The organism is uncultured Mycobacterium sp. (assembly GCF_964249325.1).
Taxonomy (GTDB): domain Bacteria; phylum Actinomycetota; class Actinomycetes; order Mycobacteriales; family Mycobacteriaceae; genus Mycobacterium.
Map to the genome: position 1 here is coordinate 1 of NZ_CAXUCH010000080.1, position 18,301 is coordinate 18,301.

An 18,301-nucleotide genomic window follows, 5' to 3' on the forward strand; every position below is an offset into this window, starting at 1 on the left:
TACCCGCGACACGACGCTGTACCGCTATCTGTGGCGCAGCGTTTTGGCCTTCGACGGGGCGTCTCGGTTCCGCCGCAGGCTAGCGGACGCGGGGTTCGCCGCGGTGCACAGCGAAACCATGCCCGGTTGGGAAACCAACATCGTGCATACCTTCCTCGGGGATGCACCCCGATGACCGATCGCCGTCGCCAAATTCATCCGGCACGGCCAGGGCTGCCCAACGCCGACGCGCTGCCCACCCGGCCGCGCGCCGTGGTTGTCGGCGCCGGCATCGCGGGACTGGCTGCCGCCACCGGGCTCGCCGAACGCGGAATCCGGGTAGACATCGTCGAGCGAGAGCACTACCTCGGCGGACGAGTCGGCGGCTGGACCGAGCAGCACGACGGCGCACAGTGGGCGATGAACCGCGGATTTCACGCATTCTTCCGCCAGTACTACAACTTGCGCGCGCTGCTGCGCCGCATCGACCCGCGGCTATCCATGCTCACCGCGGTCGACGACTATCCGCTGATCGACGGCGCGGGCCGCCGCGACAGCTTTTGGGGCCTGCCCCGCACCCCGCCGTGGAATGCACTCGCGTTTGCCTTGCGCAGCCCGACTTTTCGGCTTCGGGATCTGGCCCGGCTCAACGCGCGGGCGGCGGCCCCGTTGGCTGCGGTGTCGGTGCCCGACATCTACCGACGGCTCGACCACCTCGACGCCGAAACGTTCCTCAAGGCCATCAATTTTCCCGACGCGGCCCCTCATCTCGCCTTCGAGGTGTTCTCGCGCAGCTTCTTCGCCGACCCCGGCCAGTTGTCGGCAGCCGAACTGGCGACGATGTTTCACATCTACTTCCTCGGCTCCAGCGAGGGCCTGATTTTCGACGTCGCCAACGCGAACTTCGACACCGCCCTGTGGGGCCCGCTACAGCGCTACCTGTCCGAGCAGGGTGCCCGGTTTCAGCTGGGCACCACCGTTACCAGCATCAGTCCCGCCGCCGCGAAAACCTTTCGGCTGCATACTGATTCCGGGGAATACCTCGACGCCGACGCTGTCGTGCTGGCCACCGATGTGGCCGGTATCCAGCAGATCGTGGCGGCATCACCCGAGCTTGGTGACGATCTGTGGCGGGCACGAATACGGCGGCTGCGCACCGCGCCCCCGTTTGCGGTGCACCGGCTGTGGCTCGACCGGCCGGTCGCTTCGCAGCGGTCTGCATTCATGGGGACCGCCGGCCATGAGCCGCTGGACAACATCAGCGTGCTGGAACGCTACGAGCGCGAAGCGGCCCACTGGTCACAGCAACATCGCGGCTCGGTTGTGGAGCTACACTCCTACGCCGTGCAATCGGCGGTTTCCGACACCGCGCTGCTGCGGCAGCTGCACGCGATCTATCCGGAAACCACTACTGCGCAGGTGGTTACCCGGCGGGTGCTGTGCCGAAGCGATTGTCCGCTGTTCGCCCCGGGTACCCATGCTCACCGGCCCGGTGTGACGACACCGCACCCGAGTCTGGTGCTGGCCGGCGACGGCATCCGCATCGACTTGCCGGTCGCGCTGATGGAACGCGCAGCCACCACCGGCTGGTCGGCCGCAAACCAGTTGCTGACGCAATGGGGACTCGCCGGCCATCCGCTGTGCACCGTTCCCAACCGGGGACGTTCGGCGCTGCTGGGCCGGCTGGCCGCCGCGGGAAGCCGGCCGAGCTGATGAACATCGGCGACCACATGCGCCAACGGTGGCCCAAAGAATGGCCCGTGCAATACGTTCCGAAAACCCAGTGGGCCGCGCAGCGCCCGACGTACCGCGACGCACAGCCGGCGATCATCGAAACCGCGCTGAACCGATCCCAGCGCAGGCCCACCGGCAACTGGTATGCGTTCGCGGCAAGCCGAGACCTGCGCCCCCGCCGCCCCTTCGGCACCCGGGTCGCCGGCGTCGAACTGGTCGCGTGGCGCGGAGAGGACGACAGGCTGCATGTCGGTCCGCGTGCGTGTCCACACTTGGGTGCGGATTTGGCCACCGCGACGGTGCGCAAGGGCGCTTTGATCTGTCGCTGGCACGGGCTGAGGCTCGACCCCGACGGGGAACGATGCGGCTGGAAAACGTTACCCAGTTACGACGACGGTGTGCTGACGTGGGTGCGTCTCGACGCCGCCGGCGGTGAAGCGCCGCTGGAGCGGCCGGTGCTTCCCGCCAGGCCAGGCGGCGACGTCCTGCACGCCGTCACGCGGGTGGTCGGTGTCTGCGAACCGCAAGACATCATCGCCAACCGACTCGATCCGTGGCATGGTGGGTGGTACCACCCGTATTCGTTCACCCGCCTGAAGGTGCTCGCCACTCCCGCCGAGGAGACCGACCGGTTCTTGGTCGCAGTGACGTTCCGCATCGGCCGCCTGGGCGTACCGGCCGTCGCCGAATTCACCAGCCCAGAGGCACGCACCATCGTCATGCGCATCGTCGACGGAGAAGGAACCGGCAGCGTCGTCGAAACCCACGCCACCCCAATCGGTTCCGATGCCACCGACCATTCGCACACCGCCGTGATCGAAGCGGTGATCGCCCACTCCGACCGTCGAGGCTTTCGGCAGGCACGCCGGGCCGGCCCGCTGGTCGCGGGGCTGATGCGCTACGCCGCCGCCCGACTCTGGCGAGACGACTTGGCTTATGCCGAGCGGCGTTACCGGCTACGTACCGGTGCGACCTGGCCGTGATACGACGTCCGATGAACAAGCTGTATTCCGGCGTCGTTGTCACCACCGTCGGCGCCCACTTCGCTTACTTGCTCTATCTGCCGAGCGGCGGCTTCCTGGCGCTGCGCTGGCCGCGCAGCATCCTGCTGCATATCCCGGCCGTCATCTGGGGTGCTGGCGTTGTCGCGTTGGACTTCCCGTGTCCGCTCACCGGGCTCGAGCAATGGGCGCGCACCCGAGCCGGGATGAATCCCTTACCAGCGTCCGGATTCGTCGACCGCTACATCGCCGGTGTGTGCTATCCCGCAAATCGCACCGGCATCGCGCAGCTGCTCGCCTTCGTCGCGGTCGGGCTCTCCTGGATTGCATTCGGCTGGAGACTCAAACGCTTAAGCTTCCGGTGACCTCAGTGATGCCGACGGCAACTAATCTTTGTCTTAGCGCAGTCAAGCCCTTTCGTAGTCGTCCGGGCGGTTGCGGGTTTTGCACGGTCGCTTAGACGGGTACTTGGGCCGGATATGAACCAAACGAGTGTTTGTCGTTTGCCGCCCAGGCTGTGGTATGGCTGACGGCGTCATGCTCACAGTCGACCGGGTGATCGCCGCCGCACCGCAAGCGGTGTGGAAGCTACTAGTCGACCTCGACGATTGGTCGCGATGGGGTCCACCGATCCGGCGGGCCGTACTCGATTCTGGTTATGATCATCTGACTCGACATGCAACAGGCACCGTCTACACATGGCTGCCGGTGGGGGTGCCGTTCGTGATCACCGAGTTCGAGCCGAACAGATATTGGGCCTGGACGGTGGCCGGGCTTCCCGCCACCAGCCACCGGGTCGATCCGGTAGACGGCGGTGCGCGGGTAACGATCGGTGTCCCGTGGTGGTCGGCGGCGTATCTAACCGTGTGCTCGATTGCCTTGCGGCGCATAGAAAGGCTGCTGGTCGCACCCCTGTAGTCCCGATGATCGTTGGCTGCGCCGTGGTGGCAACCGAAGTGAAGTGTCCAGCGGCTAACCGACTTCCGGGTGCCCAGCCGCCACAAGCGCCGCACCGGCGGTCGCGGCGGCCCCGGCCCGTCGCCAGACCCAGCCACCGCTTCGCAGGCGGCACGTCAGACCAGGCACCGGTGATCCCAGCGATGTCACCGCAATCGGACAACACGCCGGCGATCAGCCAGGTATGGATCCGCCCGCCGCCGCGAATCGCGGAAAGCACACCGAGCCCAACACCGACCTCCCGGCCGCCCATGCCACGTAGATACGCCTGAGCCCCGGGCGTAGCGCCGCCCTCACCGGCGATCAACCGTCCGGCAGTCGCCGGTGCTACCAACGCCGCTATCCCGAATACGACCCGGGCAATCCCGTACAACACGACAGCGCGCATACCCCAGCCAGCCCTAACACGTCTCGATGTCATGTCACTCAGCATTCGTGGGAGTCTCAGTGCCTGGCTGCTCCACCATGCGTTTGATGTTGCTCAAGGCCTCGTCAATGCCATGTTGAACAGCCCGATTGCCGTCGAGGACACGGGCGGTGTGCAGATTCAAGTCGACCCGCGAACCGTCGCGCAATTCGACGACATGCAGATAGCCCAAATACTCGCTCGGGCCTGTCGAACCCCAGTCGATTCGCCGTGAGTCTTCGTTCACCCGGAACCATGCGTCGGCACTCACCACTCGGCCGTCCGGCAGGTTGGCGGTCGTGGTGATCTTGTCGCCGGCGCCCGGTTCGGCGGAGGTGAGCTGCGAAAAATAGTGCGTCAAGTTGTTGACATCGGCGAAGAGCGGAAGAGGACCTCACTATCCGCGCCGACTGCGATCGATCCTGTGAACTGTCCCATCGGCACCGGATACCCCAATCCGATGACGTCTATCGGTGCAGTTCGTCGACGGTGCCAGCAATTGGGATTGTCCCGGCGTGCCTACGTCACATGACGACGCAAACTGCCGCCCGTCAACGCTTCTCCCTCCCCCGCATTGCCGACGACGATGACCCAGCGCGGGTGTCAGTTCACCGCAGTCGAGGCGCCACCGATAGCGCCGCCTGCTTTCACTGCGGCGACAGCCACGCGGTGATCGACGACGCGAGAGGGATAGTGCGGCGCCGCGCCGGGCGGTAATTCCCATGGCGTATGCACTTTCTGCGTGGTGATGTGGCCGAGTTCGGGAACCCAGCGTCGCACATAGTCCCCTTTGGGATCGAAGCGTTCAGCTTGCCGCACCGGGTTGAGTACGCGGTAGGGGCGGGTATCGGTCCCGGTGCCGGCCACCCACTGCCAGTTGAGCTGGTTGTTGGCCACGTCGCCGTCGACCAGCAAGCTCATGAAATGCTGCGCGCCGAGCCGCCAATCCAGCCGCAGCGTTTTGGTCAAGAAGCTGGCGGTGATCAGCCTTGCCCGGTTGTGCATCCAGCCCTCAGCCGCGAGCTGGCGCATTCCGGCATCGACGATCGGGTATCCGGTGCGGCCGCGGCGCCAGGCGTCCAACATGTCGGGATTCTGCTGCCAGCCGGCGCCGTTGTCGCGGTAATTTTGGTGCGCAATTTCGGGACGAGCCGCCAACAGCTGCGCGTAGAAGTCGCGCCAGGCGATCTGACGTATGAACGCTGCGCGTCCCTCGCTTGACGACCGGGTCCGATAGCAGACCTCAAGGGGCGAGATGCAGCCGAAATGAAGGTACGGGGAGAGCCGCGAAGTCGCGTCTGCGGCAAGATCGTCGTGGTAGGTGTGGTAATCATCGACCGGGCCGGCAAGCCATCTCTTCAGCATCCGTCTGGCAGCGGTTTCACCGCCCACAGTCAGCTCGGGCGATTGCACGCCACTGCATATCTGGCTCGCCGACGGAAGCGGCTCCCTAGCCACATCAGCAACTTTCAGCGCCCGTGGCGCCGGCAGCACACGCCGGGTCAGCGTGTGCAGCCATTTGCGGTAATAAGGAGTGAACACGGCGAAATGATCCTGCCCCCCGGCCGGAGTCAGCTCGGCGGGCTCGGACACTGTGACGCTCGACGAGTGAACTTTGAGGCTGCAGCCGTGCCGGGCCAGGCATTGCTGCAGCCGGTGCTCGCGGCGCCTCGAATAAGCGCTGACATCCGAAGCGACATGGACCTCCGTAATCGACAATTCGGACACCAGGCGCTCGACTTCGGTCACTACCTGGCCACCACGCAGGATCAGGCGCCCGCTGCGGCGGCGCAGCTGGTCGTCGAGTTCGGCGAGCGCAGCGGCAAGAAAGCCGGCCTTGTTGGGAGTCATGTAACTGCTGGCTACTATCGCTTCGTCGAGCACGAACAGCGGCACTAGCGCGTCGCCCGCGTGCTGGGCGGCGGTCAAGACCGGGTTGTCGTGCACGCGTAGGTCTCTGGTGAACAGCGCCATCGTGACGGCCATCGTGGTGTCCTTTACGGTCTTGAGCTGCTGAGGCGAAAAAACTGCCAGGCAAGGGTTACGGTGGATACTCGCCGAGTCGACGTTGCGGAGCCAAGACCTTGTCGAGGTCGTGCAGCCGCCGCATGCTGGTCGGCGGTCGAGACATCCGGCGGTTAACGGCGGGCTTCGCGGTAGGTGCGAGTCCGCAAAAACAGGCCCTGTTCACCGAGTTCGGCGGCGCGGCGGCACAGCGCCGAAAGCACCAGGTGGGCTTTCGATGATGAAATTGCTTGCGCTCGAAGACCGCCCGAAAGTCAATCAGCAGCACCGTCTGGTCGGGGTCGTCCAGAACGTGTCGACCCAGCTGGTCGGCGAAGAACCACCGGCGCGTCCCAGAAGTCATGTCCGCTTGAGATTTCAAGCGTCGAAGTGTGCCGTTCGACGGTCGGCAAGCACTGGTTGGATATCCTCACGCGGCAAGCCGTTTCGCCCCGCAGCGGCCGCCGCGATGTCGCGGGCGATACCGCCGAATAGTGCGTCACGCCACAGCGCGGACGCCGCCCAAAACACTTGGCCGCCAAGACCATATGGCTGAAACAACGCGCGTTGGCGGTAGACCGAGCCGCCGTTGCCGTCGGCGTGCACCGACAGCTCCAGCCATAGCCGGCCAGGCAGCGGGATGTCGGCGCGAAGACGCACCAGGGTCAGTCGGTCGATATGTTCGACGCGCCACCAATCCAGCACCTCGCCGGAATGCAGCCGGTGCGGATGACGTCGCGCCGGGCCAACTCCTGCCGCGCCGGCGATTGAGCCGATCCATCCGCGCAGTGCCCACGCCGGGGGCGCGGCGGACCACCCATGCTCGGCGCCGATCGACTCGACAACGCGCCAAAGCGTTTCGCGATCAGCTCGCACGTGGCGTTCGCACACATGCTCATGCAACGATCCGCCGGCCCAGAGCGGGTCGGTCGGCAACGGCCGTGCCGGTGATTCGTTCCCGTCGGGCCGAAACCAGCGCGTACGCAACTCACCGTCACGCGCACACGCCAAAGCGAGCTCGACGGCGTCTTCGAAGTGGGTCAGGCCGCCCGGCGGATCAGGAATGTATTGGGCGATGTCGTGGTCGCCGCATACGACGTCGTTCTCCAGCGACTCCATCAGCGAGACCGCCAGCGCCCGCGGGATCGGGGTGATCAAGTTCACCCAATGCGATGACAGCCACGGTGTAAGCACCGGCACCGGGATGGCGATGCGGCGATGCAGTCCGGCGATCGCCGCATACTTGCGGATCATCTCGGTGTAGGTAAAAGTGTCAGGGCCACCGATGTCGAACGCCCGGTTCACTTCGGGCGGCAGCTCGGCCGCCTTCGTGAGGTAATACAAGACGTCGCGCACCGCGATCGGCTGAATGTTGGTGCGCAGCCACCGCGGCGTGACCATCAGTGGCAGTCGTTCGGTCAGATACCGCAATATTTCGAAGCTAGCCGATCCCGCTCCGATGATCGCCGCCGCCCGCAGCTCCACGGTCGCCACACCGGACTCGAGAAACAGCCGCCCCACCTCTTCACGCGAAGCCAGGTGGGCCGAGAGCTTCTGCTGGTGCGGGATGAGGCCGCCGACATAGACAATCCGCGACAGGCCGGTCGCACCGGCGACACTGGCGACTGTCGATGCGGCCTGCGCGTCTAAGTCTACGAAGTCAGGCCGCAACAAAGAGTGCACGAGATAGTAGAGAACCTGCTGTTCGTCAAGCGCTACTCGCACCTGCGCGCAGTCAGTCACGTCCCCTTCGACCACCTCGACGTGGTGCCGCCACGGTACGTCGTCGAGTTTGGCCGGCTGGCGCGCCATAACCCGCACCTCGTGTCCCTCCGACAGCAGTTGGGGGACCAGGCGGGTACCGAGGTAGCCGGTGGCGCCGAGTACAACACAGCGCATCGGATCAGTCCTCCTTAGGCGCAGGTGCCGAATCGGCTGGCGCGGCGCTGTGTGCCACGTGGCCGTGCGTGCGCCGTTGCTCTTTCATCTCGGCTTCGAGGACGTGTCGCTGCCCGGCCGTAAGTCGTTGCCGCACTAGGCGTTCAATCTCACGGAAGCAGCCGTAATACCCGTCGTCATAGTCTTCGACGACCTGAAAGCTCCATCTGCCCGGCAACACGTTCCGCCCGATCAGTTCGTCGACTACGCATTGCGCCAGCTGCGAGTGACCCGCTTCACGAAGCTGCTCGACCGCCTCGTCGAGCAGCAGGTCGGCCCGACCGGTGAGTTGGTGAAAGGAATAGAGGTGGCCGCGGGCTCGTTCGATGGTCTCCAACGCCTCGGTCACCTTGCCCGCGGCGCGCACCGCCGCGTGATCGGCGCCTCGGTGACGGCGATGTGTGCTGCCCGGAGCCGGGCCGTCGTCTGACTGCTTGGTCAGTTTCGGTCCTCCATACGCCGCGGCACCGGCGGCATCGCGATGACATCGAACTCTCCGATGTGCTGAGGCCTCTGTACTTCATCACCTTAATAGTTAAGATTGTGGTGTCAAATGCCGGCTGGTGCAGACCCGCACGACGGCGGGGTTGCTGCGGTGCGATTGCGCACGAGCGGCCAGGCTGTCGTGCCAGAGGGCGTTTCCCGCAAATCCCAAAGGGCCAGCCTCTGCGGTGATCGTTGACAATTAGAGAATCCCAAAGGTTTTGGTGTTCGGTCGGCCGGGTAGGCGGTGACTGTAAGAGCAACCCGGAAGGACAGCGATGAGCTCTAACATCACAGCCTCAGTCGATGTGAACCAACCGATCGGTGTGGTCTACAACCAGTGGACCCAGTTTGAGTCGTTCCCGAATTTCATGGAGGGCGTCGAACAGATCGAACAACTCGACGACACCCACACCCGGTGGCGGATCAAAGTGGGGCCGTCGACCCGCGAGTTCACCGCCACCATCACCGAGCAACATCCGGAGGAGCGAGTGGCGTGGAAATCCGACGAGGGTCCCAACCACGCCGGTGTGGTGACCTTCCACCGGATCGACAACAACACCACACGGGTAACCGCACAGATGGACATCGATCCGGAGGGTTTCGTCGAGAACGTCGCAGACAAGCTCGGCATCCTCGACCGGCGAGTCAACGGCGACCTTGAGCGTTTCAAGCACTTCATCGAGAACCGGCAAACCGAGACTGGATCGTGGCGCGGCGACGTGCCGCGATGATCGACCGCTACCCGGCAACCAAATCGCTGCCGCAGGAATAGTGGCGACGATATGCCGCAGCGCGTTGTGATCATCGGTGCCAGCGGCAATGTTGGCACTGCGTAGTGGTGGCTCGCCAAAGACCGTGACGACTACCAGCTAGGCCGGTTAGCGAGACGACGCCCACCCACACGGCGTATCCCGACCGGCGGCTGGCGCATCGACGCGATCGGCAACCAGAAGACGAGTGATTTAACCCGGACGGCTACGAGCACCTGGGCAAAGACATCGGCTATGCGTAGCGGCATCTGGCGCAACGGCTTTCGGGCGACCTGTGCGAAACGGCATGGACATATTCAGACATGAATTGGGTCACAACCTTGCGAATGATTGAACCGTTCATTCGGCGCGTTAGGGCTTACCCTCACTAGTCGACCTCGCGCGGATGCGAACAGGTCCGCGCCATTCTCGAGTGGGGTCACGTACCACGCCTCGTTGCAGAATTTCGGCTTGGCCTTTCCTGGCCAGCATGAACGCGATGGCACGACTGTGCGGCGCAAGCTCTCGCCAATTGTCGCCGCCGACGGCCCGGGCGGCGTCCGATGGGCAGATGCTGCTGGACGGGCCGCGGTGCCGCGTGAGCGCCACGATTGCCGCGCACAGTCGCGCATCCAACGGTCCGTCGCCGAGTGCGATGTGCGCTGCGGTTGCCGCCGCACCCGCACTATTCGCCGCTCGCATCAGTTCAGCGTGCCGCCTCGAGCGACCCGTTCGCATCATCAAAGGTTAGGCAAGTTTGCGACAGCATGTTGCGTATCGGGTGCTGACTAGGCCAACTGAGGTTCGGCAGGTCGGCAACGCCTGCCCGGCGACACGACATGCTCGGAGCGGATTACTGGCGACTGCTGGTTTGACGTCGGACTCCGATACGCTGTTCGGCGTATCGCGAGAAGGACGCGGTTAAGTGACCATACGTGCGAGCAGGAATGCACCGCCAAGCCGAGCAGAGCTCGAAAAGCTCACGTCGGCCGATATGCGGGCGATCACGGCGCAGTCCGATCGCATCGGCCGACACTTCGCACGTCGACATGAGGTCAGCGGCAGCGACTTCCACGCGTTGCTTCACATCATGGTGGCCGAAACCGCGGGAACACCGCTGTCCATGGCTCAACTGCGCGAACGCATGGACGTGTCCCCGGCGGCGATCACCTACCTCGTCGACCGAATGATCGAGGCGGGCCACATCAGGCGGGAGGCCGATCCCACAGACCGGCGAAAGTCGGTACTGCGCTACGAACGCAGCGGTATGGCTTTGGCGCAAGGCTTTTTCAGCCCGCTGGGTGTTCATCTGCGTTCGGCACTGGCAGAACTGCCGGACAAAGACCTGATCGCGGCCCATCGTGTGTTCATGAAAATGATCGAAGCGATGTCCACATTCGAAAGGGAATTGCTCGGTCAGCACAAGTCGTCAACCGCGCAGCAGGCCGCCGCGAAAGCCCACCGCCGCCGAAAGGTCGCCCGGTGAGCTGACAAAGATCGCTGCCGGCAAGCTAATTCCGCGTTGTCCTGCCGAGTATCCGCTGCTCGATCAAGTCGGCTCCGCGCGCCACTCCGCCGGTGGTGGCGAAACCGGCTGCCACCCTTCGCGCGCCGTCACTCATCGTCATCGCCTTGCGGACCGCTGCGCGCAGTCGCGGTACGGTAAGCCTCTTCGCGGGCAGCCGGGTTCCGCAGCCAGCAGCCTGTACGCGGCGCGCGACCTCCGCCTGATCGCGCGCAAATGGTACGACGCAGACCGGTACGCCCCGGTCAAGCGCCTTGACGGTAGTACCCATCCCGCCGTGGGTTATCGCGCAACATGCACGATCGAGTACCACCGTATGCGGGATGAAGCGGCAGACAGTCGCGTTGGGCGGCTGAGACAGCTGGGCCGGCACGCCTGCGGGGAAGGTGGCGACCACGTGGACGGGCTCGTCGGCCAGGGCCTCTAGCGCGGTCTGCGCCAGTACGGTATCGGCCTGCTTGAGCGAAGACGTGCTGACCAACACAACGGGCCGGTCAAGTGCGGCAACCCAGTCGGGCAGCGTTGTAGCAGCGGGCTCGAACGCACAGGCACCTATCAGGTGTACCGCCTCCCCCCAGCCCGGATGTGGGTATTCCAACGGTTCGCCGCCGACCGCCAACAACAGTGGCGCGCGCCGCATCAACTCGTCGACCGTTTTGACGGCGGGCAGTCCAAGCTGCGCACGGACACCGTTGACGCGCGGCAGCATCGGTCGGTCGAAGAAGTGGCTGACGAAGGGGCGCATCGCCGTGTCACGGACCGCGCCGATGATTCCAGGCAGCGGCCGCAGTCCGGGACCGAAGGGTGGCACTCCGCGAGACCTGAGGTAAGGGGTGAACGGTGAAAACACCAACCACGGGACATCCGCCGCCTCGGCGACGGACATGGCGCCCCAACAGTTAGCGTCAACGATCACCGCATCGGGGCGCACGCGATCGATCGCGGCGCCCAGATCGTCAACTTCCAATAGCGCCCGCCGGCACAGCACGTCGATCGACCTCTTCAACACATCTAAAGCGCTCTTCGCTAGCCAATCCTGGCCGTCGACGGCCTCGATTCGCGGATCAACCGGCTCGGCGTGCAGGCCACTGTCGCGAATCCGAGGAATCTCAACGGCCATGGTGTGGAAGTGAACGTCGTGACCGCGCTCAGCTAACTCGCGCAGCAGCGCGTTGAGCGGAAATAGGTGACCAAGGGAGGGCGAGCCGTACGCCAGGATTACCGCCATGTCGTAATCTTCACAACCACGGTGCCGGTGTCGCACCGACATCGCGCAGGGCTTCTAAATTCTTTGTGCCACAGCCATGCAGACAGATCCGGAGTTCGTCGACGAAACGTTCAAGCCACACTGCGACAGCGTCGGCGGATTCGATGGCGGGGGCCAGCAGGGGCCGGGCAACAGCCACCACGTCGGCGCCCAACGCGAGAGCCTTCGCAGCATCCATGCCGGTGCGAATGCCACCGGAGGCCACCAATGGGATAGCCGGCAGCGCCTGACGCACCTCGACGATTGCCTGTGCAGTCGGGATACCCCAGTCGGCCAAGTCGGGGTAACGCAGCTCGCCGTAGCGGACGAACTGCTCGACCCGGGACCATGACGTGCCCCCCGCGCCCGCGACGTCGATCGCTGCCACCGGCAACTCGCCTGAAAGCGGATTTAGTTGCGCCACAGCAGCTGCACCGATTCCGTGCCCCACCTCCTTCAGCAACAGCGGATACCGTAGTGCGCGGGCCACATCGCGGAGCCGGACCAGTGATCCGGAGAAGTCGGTGTTGCCGTTGTGCTGCAACGCTTCCTGCAACGGGTTGGTATGCACGGCAAGCGCATCGGCTCCGACCCTATCGAGCGCTTTGACGACGTCGGACATGGCGGTCCCCGTCAACTGGGCAAGGCCGATGTTACCGAACAGCAAGATGTCTGGAGCCACGTCGCGGACGATAAAGCTGGCCGCGGCCTGCTCACCGAGCGCGCTGTTCAGCATGATCCGCTGGGATCCGAGCATCATGCCGACACCTAGTCGCTGAGCCGCTGCAGCCAGGTTCCGGTTGATGGTGGTCGACAGGTCCGCTCCCCCGGTCATCGCGCCGATCAACAACGGCGCCCGCAACCGCGCGCCGAGAAACTCGGTGGACAGGTCGATGCAGTGCAAACTGGTTTGCGTCAGCGCGTTGTAGCGCAGGCGATAGCGCTCCAGTCCGGTTGTCACACCGCGGTAGGAAACATCATCGGAAAGGCAGACGTCGATATGGCGCCGCTTCCGCGTTGACAATTCGGCTTGGTCAGGTGTCATGGGATCTCGATCCGGCCTCGCACAGCGATGGCCACTTCCGGCAAGAGCACGTCGGTTCAGCAAGTGTGCCGGTGTTCACACGCGCACCGTTCAACACGGTCGCCTCCATCCGGTCGATCTTGTTGCGGAGCCGATATTGCCGCGAGACCCACGATGTCGCTGATTCATCGCCAACTTTCCGGCGACGTCAATTCGTCTCGGTAGCGCCGCATCGCATCGATGAGCGCGCTGAAGACCCGGTGCCCAGTGGCCAAGTCAGCGTCGGGCAGACGTGCCATGGCTGCACGGGCATGCATTCCCAGTGGGACGAAAAACGAACGTGCGATGTCCACCCCAGGTTCCGCATAACGCAAAATGACCTTGCGACGGTCAGCTGGATGCGGCTCCCGGCGCAGGTGACCCGAGCTGATCATCCGGTCCACGAGGTAGGTGATCGCGGCACCGGAAAGGCCCATTCGCCGGCGCAGTTCACCTGAAGTGATGGGCTCCCCCGCGGTTTCGGCCACCATGATGTGAAGCAATGCGCGGAAGTCGGTGGGCCGAACGTCATGCGTCTCGGCGAACAGCCGGCCGATCTGTTCGGACTCGACCGACAGCACCCTCAGATCCGCCGAAATCAGCGACTCCAGCGCGGCCCGATCATTTGGGTGCTCATCGGCAGCCATGACGATCTGCAGCATAGCCGCACATTGCGTTTTATTCAGTTGATTAATACTTAAATAATTGAAATGATCGTTGGCGCGGCGCGAACCCGCAGGCGTCACAGCGTCAACCGGCCCGCATCCAGAAAGAGGTCACAGTGAACACACGCACATTGGGAGCAACAGCGGTGGCAGTCGCCGCGACCGCCGCGGCCGGCTCCATCGCCAGCCGGGGGCATACATCGACCTGGTATACGCGGCTGGACAAGCCCTCATACGTGCCACCAAGTGGTGTGTTCCCGATCGCCTGGACTTCGCTGTACGCCGACATCGCGGGCACCTCGGCGGTGGCGATCGACCGGTTGCGCGCCACCGGCCGACACCGCAAGGCACGCCGTTACATCACCGCGCTGGCCATCAATTTGATACTCAACGCCGGGTGGAGCTGGCTGTTCTTCAAGTACCGGCGACTTGGCTCGTCGGCGGTCGGCGCCGCCGCGCTGGCTCTCAGCAGCGCCGACTTGACCAGACGGACTACCGAAGCCGACCCGCGCGCCGGGCTGGTGCTATTGCCCTATCCGATGTGGTGTGCCTTCGCCACCGTCATGTCCGCCCATATCTGGCGGCTCAATCACTAACCGTTAACCGGGCGCGACCGAGCATGCTCCGCCGTGGCGCTAGCGGGCCGCTTTTTTGCGTTCGATGTCGGCCAGCGCCGCGGCCAGTTCTGCGCGCTGCGCGGCCGAGGTTTCCCATGCCAGCTGCCGATTCTTGACCACCTTGGCCGGGGCGCCGACCGCAATCGAGTAGTCCGGGACGTTGCCCTTGACCACAGCGTGCGATCCGAGCACACACCCGCGACCGATGGTGGTGCCGCGCAGCACGGTCACCTTCGCGGCGACCCAGGTGTCCGGCCCAATGCGTACCGGGCTCTTGACGATGCCCTGGTCTTTGATCGGCATCGTGATGTCGTCCATCCGATGGTCGAAATCGCAGATGTAGCACCAGTCGGCCATCAGCACCGAATCGCCGATCTCGATGTCGAGATAGGTGTTGATGACGTTGTCGCGGCCAAGCACCACCTTGTCGCCGAACCGAAGCGAGCCCTCGTGGGCGCGGATCGTGTTCTTGTCGCCGATGTGGACCCAGCGGCCGATCTCCAGCTGCGCCAGCTCGGGGGTGCAGTGGATCTCGACGTCTTTCCCGAGGAACACCATGCCGCGGGTGATGATGTGCGGGTTGGCAAGCTTGAACTTCAGCAGCCGCCAATAGCGCACCAGGTACCACGGTGTATAGGCCCGATTGGACAGCACCCATTTCAGCGATGCCGTGGTCAGGAACTTCGCCTGGCGTGGGTCGCGCAGCATGGATCCCCGCCAGCGCCGATGCAGCGGTGCTCCCCACATGGTGGTCATGGCCGGAAAGCCTAGTGCGACGTCGGGACTGACGACGACGCGGGAGGCGCGGCGTCGCGCCGCGGAGCCGGGCATTCAGGCATGACCGAAGTGGCACCCGTTACTCTCGGCACCGTGTTGTGGCGACTCCCCCGCCGTCATACGACGAGTGTGCGGGTCATGGGGGCACATAACGCCATTTTTCGCCATGACGAGCGCAGTCGCCGCGCACCGCGGGCCGCCGCGGCGCTGGCGGTGATCACGCTGGCCGGGTGCGGCAATACCGACTCGTGGGTCGACGCCGCGCCCGCCCAGGGCTGGCCGGCTCAATACAGCGATGCGTCCAACAGCAGCTACACCCCGACAGCTGGCGCCGCTACGCTGGCGCTGCAATGGACTCGCTCGGTCAAGGGCAGCTTGGCGGCGGGACCGGCGCTCAGCACGCGCGGTTGGCTGGTGCTCAACGCGCAAACACCAACCGGCTGTTCGCTGATGGAATGGGAGAACACCGACAACGGCCGGCAACGCTGGTGTGTCCGGTTGGTCCAGGGCGGCGACTTCGCCGGCCCCTTGTTCGACGGCTTCGACAACGTCTACGTCGGTCAACCGGGAGCGATGCTGTCGTTCCCGCCTACCCAGTGGACCCGCTGGCGGGCGCCGGTTATTGGAATGCCTTCGACCCCAAGGATTCTCGACGGGGGTCGGCTGCTCGTGGTGACGCACCTCGGCCAGGTGGTGGTGTTCGACGCTCATCGCGGCACCGTGGTGGGCAGCCCGCTGGATCTGGTGGACGGTGTCGACCCGACCGACCCGGCCCGCGGGCTGTCCGATTGCGCGCCGGCCCGGCCGGGCTGCCCGGTGGCCTCGGCGCCGGCCTTCGCCCCGTCGAACGGGATGGTGGTGATCGGCCTGTGGCAGCCGGGCGCCAAGGCTGCGGTGCTAGTGGCGCTGAAGTACCACCCAGGGCAAAATCCGCTGCTGACCCGCGAATGGACCAGCGATGCGGTCGCCGCCGGGGTGCTGGCTAGCCCGGTGCTGTCGGCCGACGGGTCGACGGTATACGTCAATGGCCGCGACCAGAAGCTGTGGGCGCTCAACGCCGCCGACGGCAAACCGAAATGGTCTGTACCACTGCACTTTTTGGCCCAAACACCTCCCGCGGTGTCGCCCGGCGGATTAATTATCTCCGGCGGGGGTCCCGACACCCGACTGGCCGCCGTCAAGGACGCCGGTGACCACGCGCAGCCGCTGTGGCGCCGCGACGACATCAGCCCGCTGTCGGCGTCGAGCCTGGCCGGCGCAAACGTCGGCTACACGGTGGTCACAGGTACGCCCGGGCCAGGTGCGCCGGGGTTGTCGTTGCTGGTCTTTGATCCGGCCAACGGCCACACCCTCAACAGCTATCCGCTGCCCAAAGCCACCGGATATCCGGTCGGCGTGTCGATCGGCCACGATCGTCGCCTGGTCACCGCCACCAGCGATGGCCAGGTGTACAGCTTCGCGCCGGCCTAAGCCACGGTCAGCGGCGGGACAGCGTTGCGCGGCACCCGCACCTGGCTAGCGCCGGCGGCGGGTGGCAGCAATTCACCCGGCGCGAAGTAGAAGATCAGGTCGTCGTCGGTGATGGCGAAGTTCTGGTAGTGGGAGGAGTCGCGTCCGACGCCGGGCGATACCGCCCCACCCAGGCCGGTTTGGCGGCCCAACTCGCGCTGCACGATCGGGTAGATGGCATCCACCGGTTTGCTGCCGGGCGCAAACAGGGTGTCGAACGTCACCGCCTGATGCCGGGACAGGTCGTAGTTGAACGCCTTGTAGAAGGTCGACGGACGTGGCCCGCCGAGATCCTCGAATACCTTGAGCACCACGCTGCGGGTGCGCGGCGGCTGGCCGGACTGGTACTGCTCGGAGGTGAGGTCCATCTGGTAAGGCACGTCACGCCGCGCCGACGTCTGCGCCACGTTGACGAACCCGTCACGGTTCTGAGTGAGGAAATCGGTCATCGCCTGCTCGTCGGGATAGTCGACCGGAAAGCTCATGTTGACCGTGTAGGTGGGGTTCGACGCCTGGACCTGGCACATCTGGCCGTCGACGGCTCCGCCCAAACTCGCGCACGGAGACTGCGCGGCCACCGCCGGGCCGACCCACCAGGTCACCAGCATCGCAGCAGCAGGCACCGCGGCCACTATCCAGTTACGCATGCGTCGAATTATCCCCGCAGACACAACGGCGTGAGCGCCGTCAGAAAAGCAATTGCCGCCAGCCTACCTGGGCGCTATCGCGAGGCACGACAAACGAACGCCGTCGCAGTACCCGCCGACCCCGAGCCGATGCGGGTCACCACCACCGACAACGGTTGGCTCCCGCGTAACCTAAGCCGACGCCGCAGCATGTCAGGGTCCACGTCGACACCACGCACCAGGATCTCCAGCGGGCCGCAATCCTGCGCGGCCAGCGCCTGCCGGAGCCGCTTCTCGTTGAACGGCAGCCGCTCGAGAACCTCGAAACCACGCTGCCCCGGCGGCAGCTGGTCCCCGGAGAGGTAGGCGATGTCGGGGTCAAGTTGCCACAGCGCGTGCCGGACGCCGTAGTGGCGGACCAGGCCCGCGCGCACCACGGCACCGTCGGGGTCGACGATCCACCGCCCGGCCGGCCGCACCGGGCAGTCGTCCGGCTCGGCGTCGGTGATCTGTTCGCAGCGGTCAATGATGCTGGCCCGGCGGCGCACCCCCGGCTCGGCCAGTTCCGGCGACCACAGGCATGCTTCGCGCACGCTGCCGCCATACGACGTCACCTCGACCTCGCCGTCGAAACCGAGACGGTCGAAATCGATTCCGGGAGAACATTTTACGGCTAAACCTCGACCGCGGTACACATCCAGCAGCTGATCCAGCGGGGGATGGTAATCGCGTGGGTCGAACCGCCGGCGACCGCCTCGGCGCCGGCCCGGGTCGACGACCACTGTCGTGTCTCGGGTCACCGGATGCAGCGCGTCGGCGCGGCATAGGTCGACGCTGTTCGCGAGGTTGTGCTGTGCCATCGCCAGCCGGACCGGGTCGATGTCACTGCCCACCACCCGGCTCGCCACGGCGCGCAGCGCGGCAAGTTCCGTCCCGATCGAGCAGGTCACGTCGTGCACGACGCGGCCGCCGAGCCGCCGCGCGCGGTGTTTCGCCACCGGGGCCGCGCCGGCCTGCTG

At 65.3% G+C, this 18,301-nt stretch carries 20 protein-coding genes and 1 pseudogene; 9 read left to right on the forward strand and 12 right to left on the reverse strand.

The annotated features are described in order from the left end of the window. The 5 genes and pseudogenes from ACFE99_RS12160 to ACFE99_RS12180 form a co-directional block, all read left to right on the forward strand. A pseudogene (locus tag ACFE99_RS12160) lies at window positions 1-175 on the forward strand (ubiquinone biosynthesis methyltransferase UbiE); the annotation flags it as partial. Next, entirely contained in the window at window positions 172-1,692 is a 1,521-nt protein-coding gene (locus ACFE99_RS12165) for an FAD-dependent oxidoreductase (RefSeq protein WP_375485558.1), read from the forward strand. The pseudogene ACFE99_RS12160 and the gene ACFE99_RS12165, both read left to right, overlap by 4 nt. After that, a complete protein-coding gene (locus ACFE99_RS12170) occupies window positions 1,692-2,696 on the forward strand; it encodes a DUF5914 domain-containing protein (RefSeq protein ID WP_375485560.1) in 1,005 nt (334 codons plus the stop codon). Before ACFE99_RS12165 ends, ACFE99_RS12170 begins: the two co-directional genes overlap by 1 nt. An 11-nt stretch (window positions 2,697-2,707) precedes the next feature. Then, window positions 2,708-3,079 carry a DUF2784 domain-containing protein gene (locus ACFE99_RS12175; protein ID WP_375485562.1) on the forward strand — a complete coding sequence of 124 codons (372 nt, stop codon included), beginning with the start codon at window positions 2,708-2,710 and terminating at the stop codon, window positions 3,077-3,079. 157 nt (window positions 3,080-3,236) lie between these two features. Further along, entirely contained in the window at window positions 3,237-3,632 is a 396-nt protein-coding gene (locus tag ACFE99_RS12180; RefSeq protein WP_375485564.1) for an SRPBCC family protein, read from the forward strand. A 461-nt stretch (window positions 3,633-4,093) separates the two neighbouring features. Here ACFE99_RS12180 and ACFE99_RS12185 read toward each other — a convergent pair whose 3' ends face one another. From ACFE99_RS12185 to ACFE99_RS12205, 5 genes are all read right to left on the reverse strand, one after another. Beyond that, window positions 4,094-4,438: a hypothetical protein gene (locus ACFE99_RS12185; RefSeq protein ID WP_375485566.1), complete on the reverse strand. Its 345-nt coding sequence runs from the start codon at window positions 4,436-4,438 to the stop codon at window positions 4,094-4,096. 242 nt (window positions 4,439-4,680) lie between these two features. After that, window positions 4,681-6,063 (reverse strand): cryptochrome/photolyase family protein, encoded by a 1,383-nt coding sequence (locus tag ACFE99_RS12190; protein ID WP_375485568.1) that lies wholly within the window; start codon window positions 6,061-6,063, stop codon window positions 4,681-4,683. Window positions 6,064-6,118: 55 nt separating this feature from the next. Continuing rightward, complete coding sequence (locus tag ACFE99_RS12195) at window positions 6,119-6,463, reverse strand: hypothetical protein (RefSeq protein WP_375485570.1); 345 nt, start codon at window positions 6,461-6,463, stop codon at window positions 6,119-6,121. Then, the gene (locus ACFE99_RS12200; RefSeq protein WP_375485572.1) at window positions 6,460-7,980 is read right to left on the reverse strand and encodes a DUF2867 domain-containing protein; all 1,521 of its coding nucleotides are present in this window, start codon (window positions 7,978-7,980) and stop codon (window positions 6,460-6,462) included. Before ACFE99_RS12200 ends, ACFE99_RS12195 begins: the two co-directional genes overlap by 4 nt. A 4-nt stretch (window positions 7,981-7,984) precedes the next feature. Beyond that, window positions 7,985-8,386 (reverse strand): hypothetical protein, encoded by a 402-nt coding sequence (locus ACFE99_RS12205; RefSeq protein ID WP_375485574.1) that lies wholly within the window; start codon window positions 8,384-8,386, stop codon window positions 7,985-7,987. A 394-nt stretch (window positions 8,387-8,780) separates the two neighbouring features. On the opposite strand from ACFE99_RS12205, the gene ACFE99_RS12210 reads away from it, so the two are divergent. Next, on the forward strand, window positions 8,781-9,236 hold the full coding sequence (locus ACFE99_RS12210) for an SRPBCC family protein (RefSeq protein WP_375485576.1): 456 nt from the start codon (window positions 8,781-8,783) through the stop codon (window positions 9,234-9,236). 390 nt (window positions 9,237-9,626) lie between these two features. Here the strand turns inward: ACFE99_RS12210 and ACFE99_RS12215 are convergent, their stop codons facing one another. After that, a complete protein-coding gene (locus ACFE99_RS12215) occupies window positions 9,627-9,995 on the reverse strand; it encodes a DUF3253 domain-containing protein (RefSeq protein WP_375485578.1) in 369 nt (122 codons plus the stop codon). A gap of 184 nt (window positions 9,996-10,179) precedes the next feature. Between ACFE99_RS12215 and ACFE99_RS12220 the strand changes: the two genes are divergently transcribed. Next, the gene (locus tag ACFE99_RS12220) at window positions 10,180-10,740 is read left to right on the forward strand and encodes a MarR family winged helix-turn-helix transcriptional regulator (RefSeq protein WP_375485580.1); all 561 of its coding nucleotides are present in this window, start codon (window positions 10,180-10,182) and stop codon (window positions 10,738-10,740) included. Window positions 10,741-10,765: 25 nt separating this feature from the next. Here ACFE99_RS12220 and ACFE99_RS12225 read toward each other — a convergent pair whose 3' ends face one another. The 3 genes from ACFE99_RS12225 to ACFE99_RS12235 form a co-directional block, all read right to left on the reverse strand. Continuing rightward, window positions 10,766-12,007, reverse strand: a complete 1,242-nt coding sequence (locus ACFE99_RS12225) for a glycosyltransferase (RefSeq protein WP_375485582.1) — start codon at window positions 12,005-12,007, stop codon at window positions 10,766-10,768. A gap of 10 nt (window positions 12,008-12,017) precedes the next feature. After that, a complete protein-coding gene (gene fni, locus ACFE99_RS12230; protein ID WP_375485584.1) occupies window positions 12,018-13,070 on the reverse strand; it encodes a type 2 isopentenyl-diphosphate Delta-isomerase in 1,053 nt (350 codons plus the stop codon). 164 nt (window positions 13,071-13,234) lie between these two features. Next, window positions 13,235-13,750, reverse strand: a complete 516-nt coding sequence (locus ACFE99_RS12235; protein WP_375485595.1) for a MarR family winged helix-turn-helix transcriptional regulator — start codon at window positions 13,748-13,750, stop codon at window positions 13,235-13,237. Between the two features lie 119 nt (window positions 13,751-13,869). On the opposite strand from ACFE99_RS12235, the gene ACFE99_RS12240 reads away from it, so the two are divergent. Then, entirely contained in the window at window positions 13,870-14,349 is a 480-nt protein-coding gene (locus ACFE99_RS12240; RefSeq protein ID WP_375485586.1) for a TspO/MBR family protein, read from the forward strand. Between the two features lie 39 nt (window positions 14,350-14,388). On the opposite strand, the gene ACFE99_RS12245 is transcribed toward ACFE99_RS12240, so the two are convergent. Then, the gene (locus ACFE99_RS12245) at window positions 14,389-15,126 is read right to left on the reverse strand and encodes an acyltransferase (RefSeq protein ID WP_375485588.1); all 738 of its coding nucleotides are present in this window, start codon (window positions 15,124-15,126) and stop codon (window positions 14,389-14,391) included. 159 nt (window positions 15,127-15,285) lie between these two features. Here ACFE99_RS12245 and ACFE99_RS12250 point away from each other — a divergent pair, with 159 nt between their 5' ends. After that, on the forward strand, window positions 15,286-16,617 hold the full coding sequence (locus tag ACFE99_RS12250) for a PQQ-binding-like beta-propeller repeat protein (protein ID WP_375485597.1): 1,332 nt from the start codon (window positions 15,286-15,288) through the stop codon (window positions 16,615-16,617). Here the strand turns inward: ACFE99_RS12250 and ACFE99_RS12255 are convergent. Together ACFE99_RS12255 and ACFE99_RS12260 are read right to left on the reverse strand one after the other, a co-directional pair. Beyond that, complete coding sequence (locus tag ACFE99_RS12255) at window positions 16,614-17,303, reverse strand: esterase (RefSeq protein WP_375485591.1); 690 nt, start codon at window positions 17,301-17,303, stop codon at window positions 16,614-16,616. The genes ACFE99_RS12250 and ACFE99_RS12255 overlap by 4 nt on opposite strands. A gap of 74 nt (window positions 17,304-17,377) precedes the next feature. Continuing rightward, window positions 17,378-18,301, reverse strand: a 924-nt coding sequence (locus ACFE99_RS12260; protein ID WP_375485593.1) for a class I SAM-dependent methyltransferase, incomplete at its 5' end; no start/stop codon positions are given.